The following is a 20,659-nucleotide window of genomic DNA, read 5'->3' on the forward strand; positions in this document are numbered from 1 at the left end:
TTCATTTGTATATGAACTTCAAGCTGGTAGTTTTGAATCTAATACTTGATCTAAATGCTCTTTAATGACAAGCAATTGCTCTTTATTTTCTTCCTGATCTTCGATACCTGCTATAATTTGATGATAATACGCTTGTGTTTCTTCTTGATAGTGATCCCAAATCTCTTGATCATAGTACTCCCATTGTTTTTGATAAAAGCTAACCAAGTCTTGTTCCATTTTGGTTACAGCTTCACCCCAACACTTGTCGAAATATTCACCAGTATATTCCTCGAGATCCTTTCTTCCATTTTCAGCAAAAAAGCTTTTTGAGTCTTTGTAGGTATTACTCCACTTGGATAACAAACCTTTATCTACTTTTGTTTCTTCCAACTGTAAATTTGGCTGTGGTAAATGAATATCCTCTAGCTCCGATAACGAAAATTGTGGGTCTGCTTGTTTTACTTTCGTTTGGATTTCCTGACGCATTTGTTGTAACGCTTGATTAAAACTTTTCTCCAAACGAATGGAAATAGCTTCATATTCATGTTGTAATCGTGTGTCTATTGCTTTTGATAGTGCAGACAATGCTGTTTCGACTTCTTTCTTCCCTTTTCGACCATTCGATTGAATAGCACCTGGGTTAACATGATCCTTGAAGACATCGGCATATTGAATCGAAAACCGCTGTTTTGCATAAAAAGTTTGTTTGGTTAATTTTTGCTTGACTTGATCGAAATAGGAGCGATCATCTCGTTGTTTGATTTCCTTCACTATTTCTCGTTGATTGGTTTTACCTTGTTCTACTAGATGTTCTTTTTCCGCCTGATCTCCATTGATAATCGATAGCCATTTCGATACCAGAGCATTTGCTCTATGCAGATCCGTGTAGATAGAACGCATACTCATCTGAGTTAATTCTTCTTTCACAAAGCGATAAAACGATTGTTCAAATTGTGGTAATCCAGTCGTTTCACTTTTTTCTTCTATTGCCTTTTTACTGGAGACAGGAAACATTCTTGGATCTTTAATATCAAATTGAGATAATTCATTTCGGACATAATCCACAACTAGTTGAGCTTCTTGTTCATCTTTTGCCAAGTCAATCGCATTAATAATAAAGAACATTTTATCTAATTCAAACGCATCCTTCACCTTTCCGAGTCGTTCTAAAAATTGCTGATCAGGTTTGGAAAAGGGATGATTGTAATACGTGACGAACAAAATTGCATCAGCATCTTTGATATAGGAAAATGCTAAATCTGTATGTCGTGCATTAACGGAATCAGCTCCTGGTGTATCAACTAACGTAATTTGCTTTTCTGTTAGCGGACAGTCATAAAAAAGCTCCATTTCCTTAACAAAACATGCAATCTCTTCTTCACGAATATATGAATGAAAGTCATCAAAACCAATAACATATTCGGAGCCAATTTTATTTTGCATCTCATTAAATCCATTGTAAAATGCGGTTAGAAATGACTTATGTTGATCGGCAATATCTAATTTGTCCATTTTGGTTTTTTGCATCCATTTATAAGCTTTAGTAAGACTTGAGAAGTCCTCTTCCACCATTTCCTTTATATCTGCTAAAAGTTCTTGTTCTTGTTTCATCACGACATATACATCTTTATGCTGATAATATCCATTTACCGGACTAATCTTATTTATGGCTGCCGTTGTCGGATTTGGTGAAACAGGCAATACTTTCTCTCCAATTAATGCATTAGCAAAGGAAGATTTCCCGGCACTAAATGCACCAAATAGTGCAATCGTAAACGATCGGTTATGCAGTCGATCTTTTTTACTGTGTATTTCTTGTCGAATCGAATCTAAGCCATTAATTCCTTCAAACATTTGGTCTACTTCTTCGACATCTTTAACCGTTTCGTTAAAAGAAAACAAGGTTGTGTCTTTAACGTTATCAGTCTGTAGGTGTTGCTGTTTTGTCGCTTCCGCTTTTTTATGGTCTGGTAATTCTGCTATATCGATCACCTTATCGATAATTCTGGCATCTGATTCCTTCTCCAACGCCTGTAATACATCTTCACCAAAAGTAAGCTCTTTTCTTAAAATAGATTCAACATTATTTTTATAGAGATGAAAATCGTGCTTCATTTGATCTATTTCTTCCTGAATGACTCCATACTTTTCGATTGTTTCTAACTCTGTTTTCTTTTCGGTTAATTGCGCTTCAATTGGCTTAAGAATTTTTTCTTTTAATTCATGCCACTTGTTTTTATAAAACTGACGATACATTTTCTTTATTGCTGCTGCGACCTGGTCTGTATAAACAAGTATATAATCACCATTTACTGTCGCACCATCATTCATTAGTTTCACTAGTTCATTTGTTTGGAAGCGCTCTTCAAAGATAGCCTCTGAAAAGTGAACTGATAGATAAGGTTTTAAAAATTCCGACATTTTATCTCGTAATTTCCACTCTAGACTTACTTCTGCTTTTTCTTTTATCGCTTGATAGAAAGCAGTTAACCGGTCATTACGTTCGGCTTCTATCTTCTTGCGATTGCGGAACAGCCCAACTTTAAATTTGGGATCAAAGGCTTGAAGTACATACTTTGCTTTTTCACGAATTTCAAATGGAATCAGTTGTGCATTTCTCGTAGTTTGTTCAACCTCATGTATATAATCCTTTTCCAAATGGTGTTTCTTTTCTTGTAAGGCTTGAAATTGCTCTTGAGCATCTTGATAAGACACTGCTGGCAATTCTATCACTTCTACTTCTTCCTCTAAATCACTGAGTCTGTCATCCATTTGCTTTTGTCTTTGCTGGATACTTTGATAAACCGTGTATGCTGTACCATGCCATAAAGTATCCTGTAAAACCTGCTGATGATTAGTCGTTATTAAACGATTGATCGTTGCTCTTAATTCATTAAATTGATTGATTGTCTTGTCTGTACCATTCATGGACGTATAATAGACTTGCTCAGGGGTAATAGCCCATTGCTGAAAAACTTGCTCTAAACTAGTTTGGAAATCAGTAAACGTTATTTCTGTTTCATCATGTTTATCCATCTGATTAATAATCACGTAGTATGGCTTATTCATTTCATCTATTTTTTTCAAAAATCGTGCATTTACCTCTGATTGAACATGGTTATAATCCATCACATAAAACAACACATCGACTTGGTGGAGTGCGGATTCGGTCATTAAGCGATCGGCATCATTGGCTGCATCAATACCTGGTGTATCCATAAAGGTTACCCCTTGGGGTAATGTCTCCATGTTTTTAAATATCTCCACTTTTTTGACTTCATCACCATCGCGACACAATTGATGCAGTTGATCCATCGGCGGAAGAGCTTTCATTTTAATTGCTGGCTGATCAGCAAAATGAACAATAACCCCGTCTTCTCCCTTTTTTATCTCGACGATATTAGCACTGGTTGGGATCGGGCTTTGAGGTAATAATGCTTCGCTCATTAAATGGTTAATTAACGTCGATTTTCCTGCTGAAAAATGCCCACTAAAACAAATATGTACCATTTGTTGCTGTAATTTAGCATAGTAATCAAGTATTTGCTCTTGTTGTGTTAGTTCCTTATTTTGTTCATAAAAATGATATAAGTCTGCTAATTGTTGCTTATCTACCCTTTGGCTACTTGTTGTCAACATAATCTAAACTCCTTGATTGATCATTCTATTTTCCCATTATACTGATTTTTTACAATTATGGCTAATAGTTTTCTTCCTTTTCCAACGATAAACCATATACTGCGAAGTAATAAAAAGTGATAAAGTGAGGCTTTCTCCTATTCTGATTAATGATGTGTACTCACAACCGCTCCGGCAGAATACTGCGCTTTCCGTGGCTCGGCTTCAGCTAACTTTGCAAAGAAGACCATTTTGCAAAGTGGATCTTCAGCTCTCGTGAGTCCCACAGGAGTCTCCGTATTCTGCCTCCGCTAAGCGTAGTGTTCTGATTATTAGAAGAAGAGAACTTTTAGGTATATATTCTATGAATTTCTCTTACATGATAAGAAATACACACTAAGCTGCGGAAAAATGCGACACTCCTGGGGGAACAGCGCAAGCCGAAGATCCAATTGGTGAAGTGATTTTCTTCACCAATTTAGCTGAGGCCGTACCCCCGGAAAGGGAGTGTTTTTCCGCAGCGACGAATTAGCATTTAACTTCAGAAGAATGGAAAGAAGCCACTAAAGTACGGGAAGAGAACAAATCCATGTCTAAGTTACTTCGCAATTTATGGATTATTCGAAGTTTATAATTCATGTTTTATGTAAAAAAGATACCCAACGAGAGGCTGGGTATCTGGTTATTTTATTCTTTTTCTTCGTCAAAGGCTTTAGTTAGTTCCACTTTGGATTTGATGGTTGTTACTTCACCGTTAAGGTCGGTGTCGATTACGTATGAACCATTACTGTATCGATCACTTATTGGAAGCTCCATCGGTTTTACTTCATGGATTTCATCCTTCGCAGTTACTAAAGTGATAACATCCTCACTATCAACTATATCAAAGCCAACAATGCGGTGTGGTTTTGATTTTAATTCCCTTAGCATAACCAATCCTTTTTTAGCACGAGAAGATTTCTCAAAGCGACCTATCGTCATTCGTTTACAAGCACCACGCTGCGTAGTCACAAACAAATGTCTATTTTCTTGCAGTTCATCCATTAGAACCGCATTAACAACAAATTCATCCGCTTTTAACTGAATTGCTTTCACACCTGCAGCACGTTGGCCTATCACTGACACTTCTGATTCATGATACCAAAGTCCGTAACCTTTATTAGTAGCTACGAAAATGTCCTGATTACCGTCTGTTTCATATACATTGACTAACTCGTCTCCTTTTTTCAAATTCAAAGCTATCAATGGACGGGAATAACGCTGTGAATAGTATAAATCTAACGTACTTTTCTTTACCATACCATTTTTCGTAAAGAAAATGAGATATTTATCTTTGGCAAATTCGCGAATTGGTATGGCTTTAACAATCGTCTCATCTTTATCAATAGAAGCTATATTAGACAAATGCTGACCCAGTTCTTTCCAGCGAATATCAGGTAGCTGGTGAACTGGTATCGGTACATAACGACCTTTATTGGTAAACAGCAACAAATGATCTGTCGTGTTAAGTTCCAATAAAGAGATTAAATGGTCATTTTCTTTGATCGTAAAATCTTCATTGCTTGAAGCAGTATATGACCTGATACTAGTTCGTTTTACATAGCCCTGTTCCGTCACAGTCGTAATGACATCTTCGCTAGCTACTGTTACCTCTACATTAATCTTTAATTCTTCAATCTTTTCTTCGATTCTTGTACGACGCGCTTCTGCATATTGCTTTTTCATACTTCTTAAGTCTTTTTTAATAACAGATAGCAATTTCTTTTCATCTGCAAGAATCGCCTGATATTCAGCTATCGCTTTTTGAAGTTCATCCGCTTCTTTTTCTAAAGCTGTTATATCTGTATTGGTTAATCGGTATAACTGCAATGTCACAATTGCTTCTGCTTGTGGTTCCGTAAAACCATATGCTTCCATAATACGCTTTTTGGCATCTTGTTTATCCTTAGATGAACGTATCGTTTGTATTAATTCATCTAAAATGGAAACAGCTTTGATTAGACCTTCGACAATATGTGCTCTTTTTTCCGCTTTATTTAAATCAAATTTTGTTTGCCTAGTAACGACTTCTTTTTGATGCTCGATGTACGCATCAATCATTTGTAATAAATTTAATAATTGCGGTGTTTTATCCTTGATTGCCACCATATTAAAGTGATAGGTAATTTGTAAGTCGGTATTTTTATATAAATAGTTAAGTACACCTTGACTGTCTGCGTTTCTTTTTAACTCAACAACGATTCGTAAACCTGTTCGGTCTGTTTCATCGCGAACCTCTGCAATTCCTTCAACTTTGCGATCAATTCGTAGCTCATCCATTCGTTTAACTAGAACAGCCTTATTCACTTCATAAGGAATTTCGTCAATGACAATTTGTTCACGGTTTCCTTTCACCGATTCTATATTAGCCTTTCCACGTACGACAACTTTTCCTTTTCCGGTCTGATAAGCTTTCTTTAATCCTTCATAACCTTGGATAATCCCACCAGTAGGAAAATCTGGTCCTTTAACAATCTCCAGTAATTCTTCTACGGTTACAGAAGGTTTATCCAGACGTTTAATAATGGCATCGATGACTTCACCTAAATTATGAGGTGGTATTTCAGTCGCATAACCGGCAGAAATACCAGTAGATCCATTCACTAATAAATTTGGTATTCTTGCTGGTAGTACAACTGGTTCATCAATCGTATCGTCGAAGTTCGGGATATAATCAACTGTCCCTTTATCAATGTCACGAATTAATTCTGATGCGATAGCGGATAATCTCGCTTCGGTATAACGCATCGCTGCAGGTGGGTCACCATCAACACTACCATTGTTACCATGCATTTCTACTAACACATTACGAAGTTTCCATGTTTGACTTAATCGTACCATGGCTTCATATACAGATGAATCACCATGTGGGTGATAATTACCGATTACGGTACCTACTGTTTTGGCTGATTTTCGGAAAGGTTTATCATGGGTGTTCTTTTCTTCGTGCATTGCAAACAGAATTCTGCGTTGTACTGGTTTTAGTCCATCACGTGCATCGGGTAGTGCACGATCTTGGATAATGTACTTACTGTAACGTCCAAAACGATCTCCCATTACATCTTCTAGAGGGAGATCTAAATACTTTTCTTCTACTGCCAACGAAATTCCTCCTATAAAGTAAGACTTCCAACAATGGAGGTTCCCCACTGTTGGTTAGCAACAAGTATCATAGTGTTCTCGCCCGTTTCCCCCGCTATGCTTCCTTTGGATATTACGGACAATTAGCACCGTTATAAGTCCTACATTTGAATATTCTCATTATCAATAATATTTTCATCTTCTTCTAAACTGAACTGAACATGCGATTCTATCCATTTACGACGTGGCTCAACTTTATCCCCCATCAATGTAGTTACTCTTCGTTCCGCTCTAGCTAAATCATCAATGGTTACACGAATTAATGTTCGAGTTTCAGGATTCATCGTCGTTTCCCATAACTGGTCAGCGTTCATTTCTCCCAGACCTTTATATCGCTGCAGGTGATAACCATTTTTAAAATTTTTGGTTACCTCTGTTAGTTCATCTTCGGTCCAGCAATACTCTATCTGTGCTTTGGCACCTTTTCCTTTAGATACTTGATATAAAGGTGGTAAAGCAATAAATACTTTTCCAGCTTCAATTAACGGCCTCATATAACGATAGAAAAAAGTAAGCAATAATATTTGAATATGAGCACCATCTGTATCGGCATCGGTCATAATGACGATCTTATCGTACTGGACATCATCAAGAGAAAATTCACTGCCAACACCCGCACCAATGGTGTGAATAATCGTGGAAATCTCTTCATTCTTGAGAATATCTACTAGTTTTGCTTTTTCCGTATTGACCACTTTACCTCTTAAAGGTAAAACAGCTTGGAACTTTCGATCTCTTCCTTGTTTTGCCGATCCGCCAGCAGAATCACCCTCGACAAGGTACAGTTCGTTCTTGTCTGGATTACGGGACTGTGCTGGTGTTAATTTACCACTTAACAAGGCATCTTTACGGCGTTTTTTCTTACCGCTTCTTGCTTCTTCCCTTGCTTTTCGGGCAGCTAATCGAGCATCTTTAGCACGAATTGCCTTTTTAATCAGCATTGAAGCAATGTCAGGGTTTTCCTCTAGGAAGTATAGCAAATGCTCAGCTACGACCGTATCGACAGCAGACCGCGCTTCAGCCGTACCTAGCTTCCCTTTAGTCTGCCCTTCAAATTGCAGCTTTTCTTCTGGGATTTTCACGGAAATAACCGCTGTAAACCCTTCACGGATATCGTTACCTTCAAGGTTTTTGTCTTTTTCTTTTAACAAATTGACTTTTCTTGCATAATCGTTGACAACTCTTGTAATGGCGGTTTTCGCACCAGACTCATGTGTCCCGCCATCTTTTGTTCGAACATTATTAACAAAAGACAATATATTCTCAGCAAAACCATCGTTAAACTGAAAAGCAAAATCCAACTCCATTTCTTGCTGCTCACCTTCAAAAGCAACTACCTCATGAAGCGCATCCTTTTCCTCGTTTAAGTAAGTGACAAACTCTTTTAATCCATCTGGATAATGGAAAGACTCCTCTACACCATCATTTCTTTCATCAATCAGATCGATGGTAATTCCTTTTAATAAGAAAGCTGCTTCTCTTAATCTCTCTGCCAATATATCAAACTGAAACATATCCGTAGAAAAAATCGACCGATCCGGCTTAAACGTGATCGTCGTTCCTGTTTTTTTCGTTTTGCCTTTTTTCTCTAGTGTTGTAACTGGCTTACCACCGTTCTCAAATCGCTGATAAAAAACGGCGCCGTCTCTTTCAATCGTAACTTCTAACCATTCTGATAGAGCATTTACAACTGATGCACCTACACCATGTAGACCACCACTTGTTTTATATCCGCCTTGGCCAAATTTCCCACCTGCATGTAATACAGTTAATATTACTTCTGGAGTCGGTCTACCTGTTTGATGCATACCTGTTGGCATACCACGGCCATTATCAGATACGGTAATGCTTTGATCTGGATGAATGGTTACTTTAATGTGTTCGCCATAACCGGATAATGCCTCGTCAACTGAATTATCTACTATTTCAAAGACAAGGTGATGTAAACCTCTTGCATCAGTACTGCCTATATACATCCCTGGTCTTTTTCTTACGGCCTCGAGCCCTTCTAAAACTTGAATCGAATCATCACTATACGTTGTATTATTGCTCATTACTTTCTCGATACTCCTTCCCTACACTACCTCTATACTAGAATATAGAACATACATTCCTGATTGTAAAGCTATTTCATTAAAACGGCATGTGCGACTTTTATACATTGGTCCATAATAACCTGTTTGTTATGTTTGGTTAAATAATCGTATGCTTCACGATCCATAACACCTTGTTGCATCCAAACATAGTCAGCATCCGTTTTTACGATTTCCTTCGCTAATTCTTTTAAGTAAATAGATCGTCTGAAAATATTGATCAACTCAAAAGGTTCTTGCACGTCTTCTATGGAGTCATATGCCTTTTCACCTAACACTTCTTCCACATTCGGATTCACCGGAATGATTCGATATCCCTCATTTTGCATCGCTTTTGCAATTTGATACGAGGTTCGATATGATTTATCTGATAGCCCGATCACCGCAATAGTTTTCGTTTTTTCTAACATTTCGCGCATTAATGGTTGTTCATTTTCATTACTCATCTTGTTACACCTCATTTTTATTGATTAAACCATTTAATAGGATTTGACGCAAGTAAACACGTAAAAAATGTTCCTGATTTCATCCATTTCTTGCTAGTTATTCTTCTGTTTTATCATAGTTGGACAAAAATTTAAATATTGCATGTATCTCTTTTACAAACATCGTGCTAAAATAAAGTCAACAATATCAATCATAACATTATATTTAAGGAGTTTGATGATGGAGTATATTATTTTTATCATTCTTGCCTATTTACTTGGTTCAATACCTACTGGGCTAATCGTAGGTAAGGTCGGCTTTCAGAAAGATATCAGAGAACACGGTAGTGGCAACTTAGGTGCTACGAATACTTTTCGGGTACTCGGTGTTAAAGCTGGTATTACGGTAACCATAGTCGATATCTTAAAGGGTACTTTAGCTGCTGTATTACCGGTTCTTTTTCAAGCAGAAACAGTTTATCCACTGGTAGTCGGAATTTTTGCCGTTATAGGGCACATGTTCCCAATATTTGCGAAATTTAAAGGCGGGAAAGCAGTAGCAACCTCCTCAGGGGTAATCTTAGGTGTTAATCCCTTATTATTTCTCATTATGGTCTGCAGCTTTTTAGTTATCCTTTATTTAACAAAATATGTATCACTAGCTTCTATGTTAACTGGTATTATTACCATTATCGTTACCATTGTCCAGCAAGATATTGGTTTAACGATTGTCATTTCTATTTTAACAGCATTTGTGATATATCGACACCAAGCAAATATAAAAAGAATTATCAACAAAACCGAGCCTAAAATTAAATGGATGTAAAAGGGTCTAACAGTACCGTTAGATCCTTTTTTCAAGCTTTTTAAATTGAATATTGAACGCAGATTAAGTATACTTTGAAATAGTTGAAGACGAAAGGGGTCTAATCATGAAAGATTTTAGCACCAAACAACTTCCAAACAAAACAGAAAGACACAAATTGTTTGGCTCAGTTGAACCAGGTGAAAAAACAAAACCAACTGAAAAAGAAAAAATGCCTGATTTACAAAATACACAGAAAGACTTTTTATTTGATATAGATCAAGTGGGAATTTCCAATGTCAAACATCCCATACAAGTGCAAAGTAAAGTGAAGCCAGAAACGCAAACAACTATCGGAACTTTTAAAATGACTTCTTCCATTAAAAAAAGTCATAAAGGGACAAATATGAGCCGCTTTACAGAAATGATGCAGCACTATAGTGATGGTAATCCATTCGAGTTGTCTGTCTCAACATTAAAACAATTTACTAAAGAAATGGCAGATCGACTAGAACAGGATGATAATCAAATCACAGTTTCATTTCCTTGGTTCTTTGAGCGCAGTGGACCAGCTTCAGACATGGCTGGCATGAATCATGCCAATGCAGAAATCACCATGATTTATGATAAAAATGCTGGTTATAACATGACAGTATCACTGGAAGGTACGATTACTACATTGTGCCCTTGTTCAAAAGAAATTAGTGAATATAGTGCACATAACCAACGTGGTAATGTGAAAATGACTGCAGAATTATCACACGACTACAATGAAGATGATGTAGACTGGAAACAAGCGTTATTAGAAGCAGCCGAAAGCAATGCAAGCGCACGAATCCATCCCGTTTTAAAACGACCAGATGAAAAAATGGTCACGGAACAAGCGTATGAAAATCCTCGCTTTGTGGAAGACATGGTTCGATTAGTCGCAGCGGATTTATATGAATTACCGTATATTGAGAAGTTTACCGTAACATGTGAAAATGAAGAATCCATCCATTTACATGATGCCATTGCATCGATAACGTATGATAAGGCACTTCATCGATGAGGTGAGTAATTTGAAAACATTGATTATATCATTTATTCGTTTTTATCAACGTTTTATCAGTCCAATGTTTCCACCAAGTTGCCGGTTTCAACCAACTTGTTCTCATTATAGTTTAGAGTGTTTTCGCCAATTTAACATATGTAAAGCTACCTATTTATCTGTGAAAAGAATACTAAAATGTCATCCATTTCACCCAGGTGGTTTCGATCCCGTCCCTACCAAAAAGACCGAGCATTAACGCTTGGTCTTCTTTGTTGTGTAGAAAAATCCATAGGCTGGGCAGTTCTCATCTATCTTAATTAATGAGCAAAGATACGCTATGCTGTTTAAGCGTTACTTTTACAAATGGAATTTCTTTATCTGTTCCCATTGTTGTTCATTGGTTAAGATTTCTTTTTGTCTGTCTCCAAATAAATCAAAATGTGGATAATTCGGATCTTGGTGAATCCATTCCTTCCTCAGCCCGTATTTTTTACCCCATTCTATTAATTTCTGATAATCAGCACAACCTACTTTGGTAACAGTTGTACATCCCGGAAATCGATCATCAATCCAGTAATGTGTTAGGAAAGCTATTTTCCCATTACGGACATCTGCTTTCCATGTTCTTAACGTATTTCTGTCAATTCCAAAAGCCATCATTATTCACTTACTTTCAACGCTTTTTGATATGCTTCATGCCAGTTTGGAAATTGTTTTTTCAACGATAGCGGACGGAAATTATCTTTTTTTACAATAACATGTTGGGTTTCCCCTGTAACGGCAACTTCTCCGTCCTGCCCAATGATTTGATAACCATATGTTGTACGAATGCCATTATATTTCTCTAGCCACGTCTCCACATAGGCATCATCTCCATACCGAATTGGCTGTTTAAATTGAATATTGGCATCAACCACTGGGGATACGACCCCTTTTGCTTCCATTTCATGGTACTCGAAACCTAACTCTTCAATAAAAGCGGTTCTTCCTATCTCAAACCAGATTAAATAATTGGCGTGGTAGACAACACCCATTTGATCTGTTTCCTGATATCTTACTTTAATTGGTGTAGTTACTCTCATTGTTGATTCGTCCCCCTAATTGATTTCCATGCTAATTCAAAATCTTTTTTCGTTAAAAGTTCGAGCTGTTCCATTTCAGCAGTATCCATATCTAGTCGCAATGCTTGATACTGAATCGCTTCGTTTATCAAGTTAACAACAAACCGTCCATTTCCATTGATTGTTGTATCTTCAAATTGTTTGGATAAATAATCAACCACGTCAACATCTAATTGATACTGAAATTCTTGTACATGATAGCTTACCATCTTGAGAAGTTCTTCTTTCGTATAATCCTGAAAATGGAAGTACTTCTTAAACCTGGATTCCAATCCTGGATTACTGGCAATAAACCGCTCCATTTCATTTTTATATCCAGCAAGAATAATCACGATATTTTCATTATGCTTTGTCATTTCGTCCACTATCGTATCTATCGCTTCTTTCCCAAAGTCCTTTTCCCCACGATATAACGCATACGCTTCATCAATGAATAATACGCCACCTAATGCTTCTCGAATTTTATTCTTTGTTTTCGTAGCGGTTTGGCCCACAAATCCAGCAACAAGATCACTTCTTGAAGCCACAACTAAGTGACCTCGTTTCAGTAAACCACATTGCTTTAAAATTTGTGCAAACAATTTAGCTACTGTCGTTTTTCCAGTTCCCGGATTACCTGAAAAGACCGAATGTAATTGAACTGGCACAGTTGGAAGTTGTAATGATTTGCGCTTTTGTTGTATTTGGACGAAAGCAGATAATTTTTTGACTTCCTCTTTCACATTATCGAGACCGATAAGTTGTTCCAATTGTTCCATTGGTTCACTAGAATCCTTCTGATCATCCAGTGCAGCAATATCTTCTTCAGATATGCGCATGTGAGCTAGCCAGTTGTCTTCTAATGGCAGCTCGTGGCTTGCACCAATATGAAAAATTACTTTAAGTACTAAATCTTTAACAGTACGAGCATTACCAAATGATTCATCCACACGTGCCTTTTCAATTAATGAGAGAAAGCGATGGCGTGCCTGTTCTGTGAAAAAATAATCATTTTGCAATGCTGTATCCTCAGCAATTTGTAATAATTCTTCATTCGAAAAATCAGGTAACTTAATATAATTCCCATCTGGAAAACGGCTTCTTAAACCCTGATTCGACCATAAAAAATGCTGCATTTCATCTGGATATCCTGCCATAATAACCGCAAATTTGTTAGCATATTCCTTACTGGTCATACTGGAAACGAGCGTATCAATGACTGCTTGACCATAATCATTGCCTGTTTGGTCTTCACGCTTTAAATTATAAGCTTCATCGATAAACAGTACGCCACCTAGGGCTTTTTTTACATAATTTAATGTATTCTCTTCACTTTGCCCCATAAAGGAACCGACTAATTGCGAGCGATTTACCTCAATTACCTCATTTGTTTCCAAAAGCCCCAGCCGATAGTATATATCTGCTAGTAACCGAGCAATCGTTGTCTTACCAGTACCAGGATTTCCGGTAATCACCATATTTAACCCTTGCTCATCCACCATTTGAAATCCAGCTTCTTTTCGTTTTTGCTGATATTTCAAATAATGATAGTAATGATTTATATAATCCTTCACTTCATCTAGGCCAATCATTTTCGTTAATTCATCTAATGGATCGGAGGTTGTATCTTCCTTAATGAAAGAGGGTAACGCATCATAAAAAAGGGTAATATAATAGCTTAATTTTTCAACAGCCTCATTGTAGGGCTGAATGTCTTTCGTTGATTTACGTTGTTCCAACGTGTAAACTACGGTTTCAGCGACATCTTCTATATATTCCACCTGTTCAAAAATCTGGTCATATGTCTTTTTAATTCGATTATTGGATGCTGTATGGATCGATTTCAATTTTGACAGACGTTCCATTTCTGTTAAAAGGCCTTTAGCTTTCTTCAGTTTAACTGGATCAAAGTCTGTTTCCCGAATGGTAAATTGAGCAAGATCAGTCTCCTGGAAGTCATTATAGATGGACAAATAGTGTTTTAATGCTTGTACATCTGCAACCATCGGGTGATTGCTTTCTTTTTTTAGCTGCTCAAGATGTTTATTTAAATGATCATCTGTGACGTTTCTTTTTAAGCGATAAAAAGTAAGCATACTATACAGTAATGCTTCTGAGTCTAATTGTAATAAAAAGCTAGCTTGCTCAACTTCGTCGAGAATCCTTAATATTTCTACTTCATTGTATGGAGGATTCTCATCAAGTGAATTCCAGCTCTGGATTTTTTCTTCAATTTCTTGCCATTCTATTGTTGACACCAACATACTCCTCCCCAATCATTTCTAACTCTGTATTTCATTCAAATGATCTTGCATTTGTTCTAATGACATGGCACCATTGATTCGTTTCATAACTTTTTGGTCACTAGTTCGAATTATAAATGAGGTAGGCATGCCAATAATAGAATAGTGATCATACACAGTATCATCTTCATCTAATAAAACTGTAAACTGAAAATCTCCTTCATCTACAAATTCTTTTACTTTGGCGATGGAACTTTCTGTATTTGTAGTGTTTACTGCAATAACCTTAATAGTATCCCTATTCTCATGCTCGAATGTCTGCAAATCAGGCATTTCGTCGAGACAAGGCTTACACCAAGTTGCCCAGAAATTCAACAAGATATAGTCTTGTTCCACATCAAATGCCTCTACTTCACTACCTGAAAGATTAGATAATTTAAAATTAGGTGCCTTGTCACCTGCTTGTAACTGTTTAACATTTGGCGCAGTAATGCCTACCCCATCTACAGACGTATCCTCTGTTACATCTATAATATTCGGTTCAGATTGTTTATTTCCAATATTTGTGAAATTGGTGACTATCAAAATCGCGACCAAAATCAACACAACCGATACCGATAAAACATGCTTCCACATAACGATCATCCTTTACAATAGCACTAAAGCCTATTATATAAGATAACAACCACAGCGTCTAATTATAAAAATGCAATCTCTTAACTGCTAGATATTCACGTTAAAGGCAATGCAATGAAATAAACAGATAAAGTATAGCGTAAGGAGATGTAGTAAATACTAAAATCCTAAGAATATAAAGTCAAAGAAGGTGGACAATAAATGACTTTATGGGAAGGGTTAGAGCAAATAGATAAAGCTACTCAAAAAATGACTGAAGCAAATCAATTAACTATTGAATCTGTTATGAACGCTTTCTTATTTACTTGGCAGCATTAGCTATGATGATTGTTCCTTGGATTATCTGGGCAATATTCCGTGACCGTAGAAATTCTGCTCGTATATTTTCAGTTGGTTTATTGATGATAGTTATATCTGAAATTTTGGACGCGTTTGGTGTTAGTTATGGAAAATGGGCCTATCCTATAAAAGTTATTCCACTGGCTACGGTAAGCTTTTCCTTCAGATTATCTGTTTTACCTGTGTTTGCAATGGTATTGTTACAATTTAAGCCTCAACTTAATCCATTTATAAAAGCAATTATCTTCGGTGGATTTGGTGCATATGTAGGTCTGCCATTGTTAAGTATGATGGATTTATATAAGAAAATTGATTGGTCACTCACCTATTCATTTATTATTTTGTTCTTCATGTATTTACTTGCTCACTGGTTTAGTCGGAGGAATTCCTTTGAAGAAATCAATAAAAATACTGATTCTCACTAGTTAATTGCTTTGCCGCAAACGACTGTAATTGACGAAGATAAACGGTAGAATAAATTAAACTTATCAAAGCAACAACAAAAAAGATAGCCCATCATAGGACTATCTTTTCTTCTAAAATCTATTAAGCTAGTTTGTTGCGAAGTACCATTTGAAGGATACCGCCATGACGGTAGTAATCCACTTCTACTTCACTTTCAAAGCGCGCGATTACTTCAAATTCTGTTACTTTACCGTCTTCGTCTGTCGCTTTCACTTTTACCTCGTCACGAGGCTTAACAGACTCATCGATTTGTACTTCGAATGTTTCTTTACCAGTTAAACCTAGTGAATCTGCGCTGTCACCTTCTTTGAATTGAAGAGGTAACACACCCATCATTACTAAGTTGGAACGGTGAATACGTTCAAAGCTCTGTGCAATAACAGTTTTGATACCTAATAGGTTCGTACCTTTGGCAGCCCAATCACGAGAGCTTCCCATACCATAATCATTGCCAGCAAGTACAACTAGACCAGTGCCATCTTGTTGATATTTCATTGCTGCATCGTAGATAGGCATTACATCCCCAGTTGGCCAGTACGTTGTGAAGCCGCCTTCTGTACCAGGCGCTAATTGGTTCTTAATGCGAATGTTCGCAAATGTACCGCGCATCATTACTTCATGGTTACCACGACGAGAACCATAAGAGTTAAAGTTACGAGGAGAAACATTTTTACCCTGCAAATATTTACCTGCTGGCATATCTTTCGCAATCGCACCTGCTGGTGAAATGTGGTCAGTTGTTACTGAATCACCAAATTTACCAATGGCACGTAAGCCGGCTAATTCCTCTACAGTACCAGGTTCTTTTGAAAGTCCTTCAAAGAACGGAGGGTTTTGAATATAAGTAGAGTCATCGTTCCAAGAATATAATGGTTCATCCGTTGTTTCGATTGCATTCCATTTTTCGTTAGAATCAAATACATTTTTGTATTGTTCGCGGAAAATTTCTGGTGTTACAACTTTTTCAACTTGTTCACGTACTTCATCCATAGACGGCCAAATATCATTAAAGTAAACTGCATTACCATCTTTGTCATGACCAATTGGATCGTTCTTAAGGTCTACGTCAACAGTTCCTGCTAACGCATATGCCACCACTAATGGCGGTGAAGCTAAGTAATTAGCTTTCACTAACGGGTGGATACGACCTTCAAAGTTACGGTTACCAGAAAGTACAGAAGAAACGGTTAAATCATTATCAGCAATTGCTTTTTCAATTTCTTCACGCAACGGACCAGAGTTACCGATACATGTTGTACATCCGTATCCTACCAAGTTGAAGCCTAATTGATCTAAGTATGGCATTAAACCAGCATCCTCTAGATATCCTGTAACAACTTTTGAACCAGGTGCAAGGGAAGTCTTCACATAACCTGGTACTTCAAGTCCTTTTTCTACTGCTTTCTTTGCAAGTAATCCTGCTCCAAGCATAACGTAAGGGTTAGAAGTATTGGTACAAGATGTGATCGCAGCAATTGCAACCGCACCTGTTTTCATTACAGATTTACGTCCGTTTGGATGATTGATTTCTACTTCTTTATCAAATTCAGAAGCATCTAGACCAAAACCTTGGTTTCCAGCTGGAGCTGTAATGGCTTCATTAAATGACTTCTTCATTTCTGATAGTGGAATTAAGTCTTGTGGACGTTTTGGACCAGATAAGTTAGGTTCCAATTCAGACAGATTGATTTCCACTAGTTCAGTGAACTCTGCATCTGGTTGATCTGGTGAGTACCACAAGCTGTTTTCTTTACAATACTTCTCTACAAGCGCAATTTGTTCCTCACTTCTGCCAGTTAGACGGAGATAATTTAAAGACTCCTCATCTACAGGGAAGAAACCACATGTAGCACCATACTCTGGCGCCATGTTAGAGATAGTAGCACGGTCTGCTAATGGCATATCTTGAAGACCTGGTCCAAAGAATTCAACGAACTTACCTACTACTTTCTTCTCGCGCAATACTTGTGTAACTTTTAATGCTAAGTCAGTAGCTGTTGTTCCATTAGGGAAGCTTCCTGTGAATTTCACACCGATAACTTCTGGTGCAGGGAAGTAAGAAGGCTGTCCTAACATACCAGCTTCTGCTTCAATACCACCAACACCCCAACCTAGTACACCTAAACCATTAATCATGGTTGTATGTGAGTCAGTACCGACTAGTGTATCTGGAAAAGCATCGACATTTCCGTCTTCATTTTCCACCGCATGTACAACATTCGCAAGGTACTCAAGGTTTACCTGGTGTACGATACCTGTTGCTGGTGGAACGGCACGGTAATTATCAAAAGCTTTTTGTGCCCAGTTTAAGAATTCGTAACGTTCTGCATTACGTTCAAATTCTAATTCCATATTTGCTTGTAAAGCATTCTTTGTACCATATTCGTCTACTTGTACAGAGTGGTCAATTACAAGATCAACCGGTACTTCTGGATTAATCTTATCTGGTGATCCACCCATATCTACCATTGCTTTACGAAGAGAAGCAAGGTCAACTACTGCAGGCACACCAGTAAAGTCTTGCAAAATAACACGAGAAGGTTTAAATGGTACGTCTTCACCTTTCTCTTTCCCCCAGTTTGCTAGACTCTTAACGTGTTCGTCTTTAATAACATGTCCATCGTGTTGACGAATTAACGATTCTAATAAAACACGAATCGAAAAAGGTAAACGATCGATATTACCGATCCCTGCATTTTCCAATGCTTTTAACTGGTAATAGTTATACTTTTTACCGTTCAGATCAAATTGCTTTTTTGCTTGAAATGGATTCTGATTAGTCATTTCGCCCAGTTACCCCCTTAAAAAATGTTAGACCGAAATCTGATCTCTCATATCTCTAAATACTATGTAACATAGTATGCACCATACTATTTTAAATGAAATCGGTTTATAAGTAAAATGATTCACAGCAAAAAAATCGATAAAATCTATCAATCTATGAGTTCGATACCAAATATTAGTGTCAATTTCCGTTAAAAGGAAGGTAAATACTGAAAGTACTTCCTTGGCCATTTTCTGATTCAATCTCTAATCTTCCACTATGATTATCAATTATTTGGTTGGAAATCATTAACCCTAAACCAGTACCATTCTTCTTAGTTGTAAAAAAAGGTTCTTTCAGCTTATGAATAAGATGCTTAGGGATTCCTGGCCCTTGATCTTTTATCGCAATCATACACTCTTCCCCATCATGTTTGACTAAAACATGGATCATGCCACCGTCCGTCATTTCCTCAATTGCATTCTTAATTAAATTAATAAAAACCTGTTTAATTTGAGATCGGTCACAGTACACCATACAGTCATCATCATCTGCTTCTAATACTAAATCGATATCATACAAGTTAGCTTGTGTTTTCAAAAGTGTTATTACATCATGTAGCATTTTATTTATATTCTCATCGCTTTTATCGTCTGTCATCGGTTTAGAAATAAACAATAGTTCCGATGTAATCGTGTTGATCTTGTCAATTTCATCCATCATGATTTTATAATACTCATCTTTACTACTAATACCGCCTTGCAATAACTGTACGAAACCTTTCAATGAGGTAAGAGGATTTCTTATTTCGTGAGCTATACCTGCAGCTAATTGACCCGCGATTGACATTTTCTCAGATCGTATTAACATTTCCTCTGCTTGTTTTTTATCAGAAATATCTCTAGAAAGGGACAGAATCTTTTTTTCACCGTTCCAGTTAATTACTTGCAAAATCGTTTCGAACACAATAAATCTGCCTATTTGATTACGTATATGTATATAAAATTTCTGCTCCTCGGAACTGTTTACATTAAAAAATTTTCTGACATATTTCTGATCATCACGCATGATATAACGAAACACTGACTTACCAATTAGTTGTGTTTTGCTAAAGCCTAAAACTCTTCTAACTGATTCCGATATATATTCAATCTTTCCAGAATAATTATTAATACTTATAAGGTCAAATCCATTAGCTTCAACCTTATTCAGTATCTCTTTTGGTAAATCCGAAAGCATGATATTTTTTTCCACTTCGTCATTTACACTCGTGCTATCTGGCTGATCGACATAATTAAGCAAGGCCTTACCCCCTAACTATTTTCATCAAAAATATTTTGTTAAAAAGTCTAATCATGCTATAATATCAACGATCTAGTAAATTATATGAGAAATATAAATAATCATGACTAAATATACGATTCATAGTTATATTACTATATTTTACATAAAAATAAAATGATAATAAATTGAATGGCAGGTGTCACCTTTATGTCCTTTAGCTTTATGCTATTTATCATGATATGGACTTTTATTTTATTAGGTCTGATTGCGATTGGTGGATATTTTATGTTTCACAAATTTTTAAAGAGTTTGCCTAAAGATGATGGAAAATCTGATTTAGATTGGGAAAAATATTACATAGAACAATCTAAACACCTATGGAGAGATGATGAGAAAGCCTTTCTTGAAGAGTTAGTATCACCTGTGCCAGAATTGTTTCGTGATGTAGCAAGACAGAAGATTGCCGGCAAAATTGGCCAACTGGCTCTTGATAAGAATGAATCGGAAATTACACAAGAAACATTAATTCAAGGCTATATAATGGCAACTCCTAAACGAGATCATAAATTTTTACGCAAGAAACTAAAGGAAAAATCTATTGATATAAACCAATATGAACCTTTCTTTCAATATTCACCTGAAGATTACCGGAATAAAAAATACGCAGCAAAAACACGCTAATATCTACGTTA

Annotated in this window: 15 protein-coding genes; 5 read left to right on the forward strand and 10 right to left on the reverse strand. The window is 36.7% G+C overall.

Going from position 1 to position 20,659, the window contains the following annotated elements; genetic code table 11:
* Nucleotides 1–18 precede the first annotated feature (18 nt).
* The 4 genes from D569_RS0118915 to D569_RS0118930 all read right to left on the reverse strand — a co-directional run bounded on the left by D569_RS0118915 (nucleotide 19) and on the right by D569_RS0118930 (nucleotide 9,319).
* The gene (locus tag D569_RS0118915) at nucleotides 19–3,621 is read right to left on the reverse strand and encodes a dynamin family protein (protein ID WP_018934004.1); all 3,603 of its coding nucleotides are present in this window, start codon (nucleotides 3,619–3,621) and stop codon (nucleotides 19–21) included.
* 666 nt (nucleotides 3,622–4,287) lie between these two features.
* Nucleotides 4,288–6,741, reverse strand: a complete 2,454-nt coding sequence (parC, locus tag D569_RS0118920; protein WP_018934005.1) for a DNA topoisomerase IV subunit A — start codon at nucleotides 6,739–6,741, stop codon at nucleotides 4,288–4,290.
* A 140-nt stretch (nucleotides 6,742–6,881) separates the two neighbouring features.
* Nucleotides 6,882–8,834, reverse strand: a complete 1,953-nt coding sequence (gene parE, locus D569_RS0118925) for a DNA topoisomerase IV subunit B (RefSeq protein ID WP_018934006.1) — start codon at nucleotides 8,832–8,834, stop codon at nucleotides 6,882–6,884.
* Between the two features lie 71 nt (nucleotides 8,835–8,905).
* A complete protein-coding gene (locus tag D569_RS0118930; protein ID WP_018934007.1) occupies nucleotides 8,906–9,319 on the reverse strand; it encodes a CoA-binding protein in 414 nt (137 codons plus the stop codon).
* Between the two features lie 220 nt (nucleotides 9,320–9,539).
* On the opposite strand from D569_RS0118930, the gene plsY reads away from it, so the two are divergent.
* The 3 genes from plsY to yidD all read left to right on the forward strand — a co-directional run bounded on the left by plsY (nucleotide 9,540) and on the right by yidD (nucleotide 11,392).
* Nucleotides 9,540–10,124, forward strand: a complete 585-nt coding sequence (gene plsY, locus D569_RS0118935) for a glycerol-3-phosphate 1-O-acyltransferase PlsY (protein ID WP_018934008.1) — start codon at nucleotides 9,540–9,542, stop codon at nucleotides 10,122–10,124.
* A 106-nt stretch (nucleotides 10,125–10,230) separates the two neighbouring features.
* Nucleotides 10,231–11,154 carry a GTP cyclohydrolase FolE2 gene (folE2, locus tag D569_RS0118940; protein WP_018934009.1) on the forward strand — a complete coding sequence of 308 codons (924 nt, stop codon included), beginning with the start codon at nucleotides 10,231–10,233 and terminating at the stop codon, nucleotides 11,152–11,154.
* 10 nt (nucleotides 11,155–11,164) lie between these two features.
* Nucleotides 11,165–11,392 (forward strand): membrane protein insertion efficiency factor YidD, encoded by a 228-nt coding sequence (gene yidD, locus D569_RS24145; RefSeq protein WP_083939080.1) that lies wholly within the window; start codon nucleotides 11,165–11,167, stop codon nucleotides 11,390–11,392.
* Nucleotides 11,393–11,493: 101 nt separating this feature from the next.
* Here yidD and D569_RS0118945 read toward each other — a convergent pair whose 3' ends face one another.
* Genes D569_RS0118945 through D569_RS23175 form a run of 4 tightly spaced genes read right to left on the reverse strand, consistent with a single transcriptional unit; the run spans nucleotide 11,494 to nucleotide 15,115 of the window.
* The gene (locus tag D569_RS0118945; protein ID WP_018934010.1) at nucleotides 11,494–11,793 is read right to left on the reverse strand and encodes a hypothetical protein; all 300 of its coding nucleotides are present in this window, start codon (nucleotides 11,791–11,793) and stop codon (nucleotides 11,494–11,496) included.
* 2 nt (nucleotides 11,794–11,795) lie between these two features.
* Entirely contained in the window at nucleotides 11,796–12,218 is a 423-nt protein-coding gene (locus D569_RS0118950; RefSeq protein ID WP_018934011.1) for an acyl-CoA thioesterase, read from the reverse strand.
* Nucleotides 12,215–14,500: an AAA family ATPase gene (locus D569_RS0118955; protein WP_051084539.1), complete on the reverse strand. Its 2,286-nt coding sequence runs from the start codon at nucleotides 14,498–14,500 to the stop codon at nucleotides 12,215–12,217. The genes D569_RS0118950 and D569_RS0118955 overlap by 4 nt, the downstream gene beginning before the upstream one ends.
* An 18-nt stretch (nucleotides 14,501–14,518) precedes the next feature.
* Nucleotides 14,519–15,115, reverse strand: a complete 597-nt coding sequence (locus D569_RS23175; protein ID WP_018934013.1) for a redoxin domain-containing protein — start codon at nucleotides 15,113–15,115, stop codon at nucleotides 14,519–14,521.
* Between the two features lie 320 nt (nucleotides 15,116–15,435).
* Between D569_RS23175 and D569_RS23505 the strand changes: the two genes are divergently transcribed.
* Nucleotides 15,436–15,879 (forward strand): CBO0543 family protein, encoded by a 444-nt coding sequence (locus D569_RS23505; RefSeq protein ID WP_018934015.1) that lies wholly within the window; start codon nucleotides 15,436–15,438, stop codon nucleotides 15,877–15,879.
* Between the two features lie 121 nt (nucleotides 15,880–16,000).
* Here D569_RS23505 and acnA read toward each other — a convergent pair whose 3' ends face one another.
* Entirely contained in the window at nucleotides 16,001–18,703 is a 2,703-nt protein-coding gene (gene acnA, locus D569_RS0118970; RefSeq protein WP_018934016.1) for an aconitate hydratase AcnA, read from the reverse strand.
* A 181-nt stretch (nucleotides 18,704–18,884) separates the two neighbouring features.
* Entirely contained in the window at nucleotides 18,885–19,985 is a 1,101-nt protein-coding gene (locus D569_RS0118975; protein WP_018934017.1) for an ATP-binding protein, read from the reverse strand.
* 189 nt (nucleotides 19,986–20,174) lie between these two features.
* Between D569_RS0118975 and D569_RS0118980 the strand changes: the two genes are divergently transcribed.
* Nucleotides 20,175–20,648, forward strand: coding sequence for a DUF2621 family protein (locus D569_RS0118980; RefSeq protein WP_018934018.1), 474 nt, complete (start codon nucleotides 20,175–20,177; stop codon nucleotides 20,646–20,648).
* Nucleotides 20,649–20,659 lie beyond the last annotated feature (11 nt).

It is taken from the genome of Gracilibacillus lacisalsi DSM 19029 (genome assembly GCF_000377765.1).
Taxonomy (GTDB): domain Bacteria; phylum Bacillota; class Bacilli; order Bacillales; family Amphibacillaceae; genus Gracilibacillus; species Gracilibacillus lacisalsi.

Bases quoted from the DNA above. Each gene is read 5' to 3' on its own strand.
- parE (WP_018934006.1), bottom strand. From the start codon at position 8,834: ATGAGCAATAATACAACGTATAGTGATGATTCGATTCAAGTTTTAGAA.
- D569_RS0118945 (WP_018934010.1), bottom strand. From the start codon at position 11,793: ATGGCTTTTGGAATTGACAGAAATACGTTAAGAACATGGAAAGCAGAT.
- plsY (WP_018934008.1), top strand. From the start codon at position 9,540: ATGGAGTATATTATTTTTATCATTCTTGCCTATTTACTTGGTTCAATA.
- D569_RS23505 (WP_018934015.1), top strand. From the start codon at position 15,436: ATGATGATTGTTCCTTGGATTATCTGGGCAATATTCCGTGACCGTAGA.
- D569_RS0118930 (WP_018934007.1), bottom strand. From the start codon at position 9,319: ATGAGTAATGAAAATGAACAACCATTAATGCGCGAAATGTTAGAAAAA.
- D569_RS0118915 (WP_018934004.1), bottom strand. From the start codon at position 3,621: ATGTTGACAACAAGTAGCCAAAGGGTAGATAAGCAACAATTAGCAGAC.
- acnA (WP_018934016.1), bottom strand. From the start codon at position 18,703: ATGACTAATCAGAATCCATTTCAAGCAAAAAAGCAATTTGATCTGAAC.
- D569_RS23175 (WP_018934013.1), bottom strand. From the start codon at position 15,115: ATGTGGAAGCATGTTTTATCGGTATCGGTTGTGTTGATTTTGGTCGCG.
- folE2 (WP_018934009.1), top strand. From the start codon at position 10,231: ATGAAAGATTTTAGCACCAAACAACTTCCAAACAAAACAGAAAGACAC.
- D569_RS0118950 (WP_018934011.1), bottom strand. From the start codon at position 12,218: ATGAGAGTAACTACACCAATTAAAGTAAGATATCAGGAAACAGATCAA.
- D569_RS0118980 (WP_018934018.1), top strand. From the start codon at position 20,175: ATGTCCTTTAGCTTTATGCTATTTATCATGATATGGACTTTTATTTTA.
- D569_RS0118955 (WP_051084539.1), bottom strand. From the start codon at position 14,500: ATGTTGGTGTCAACAATAGAATGGCAAGAAATTGAAGAAAAAATCCAG.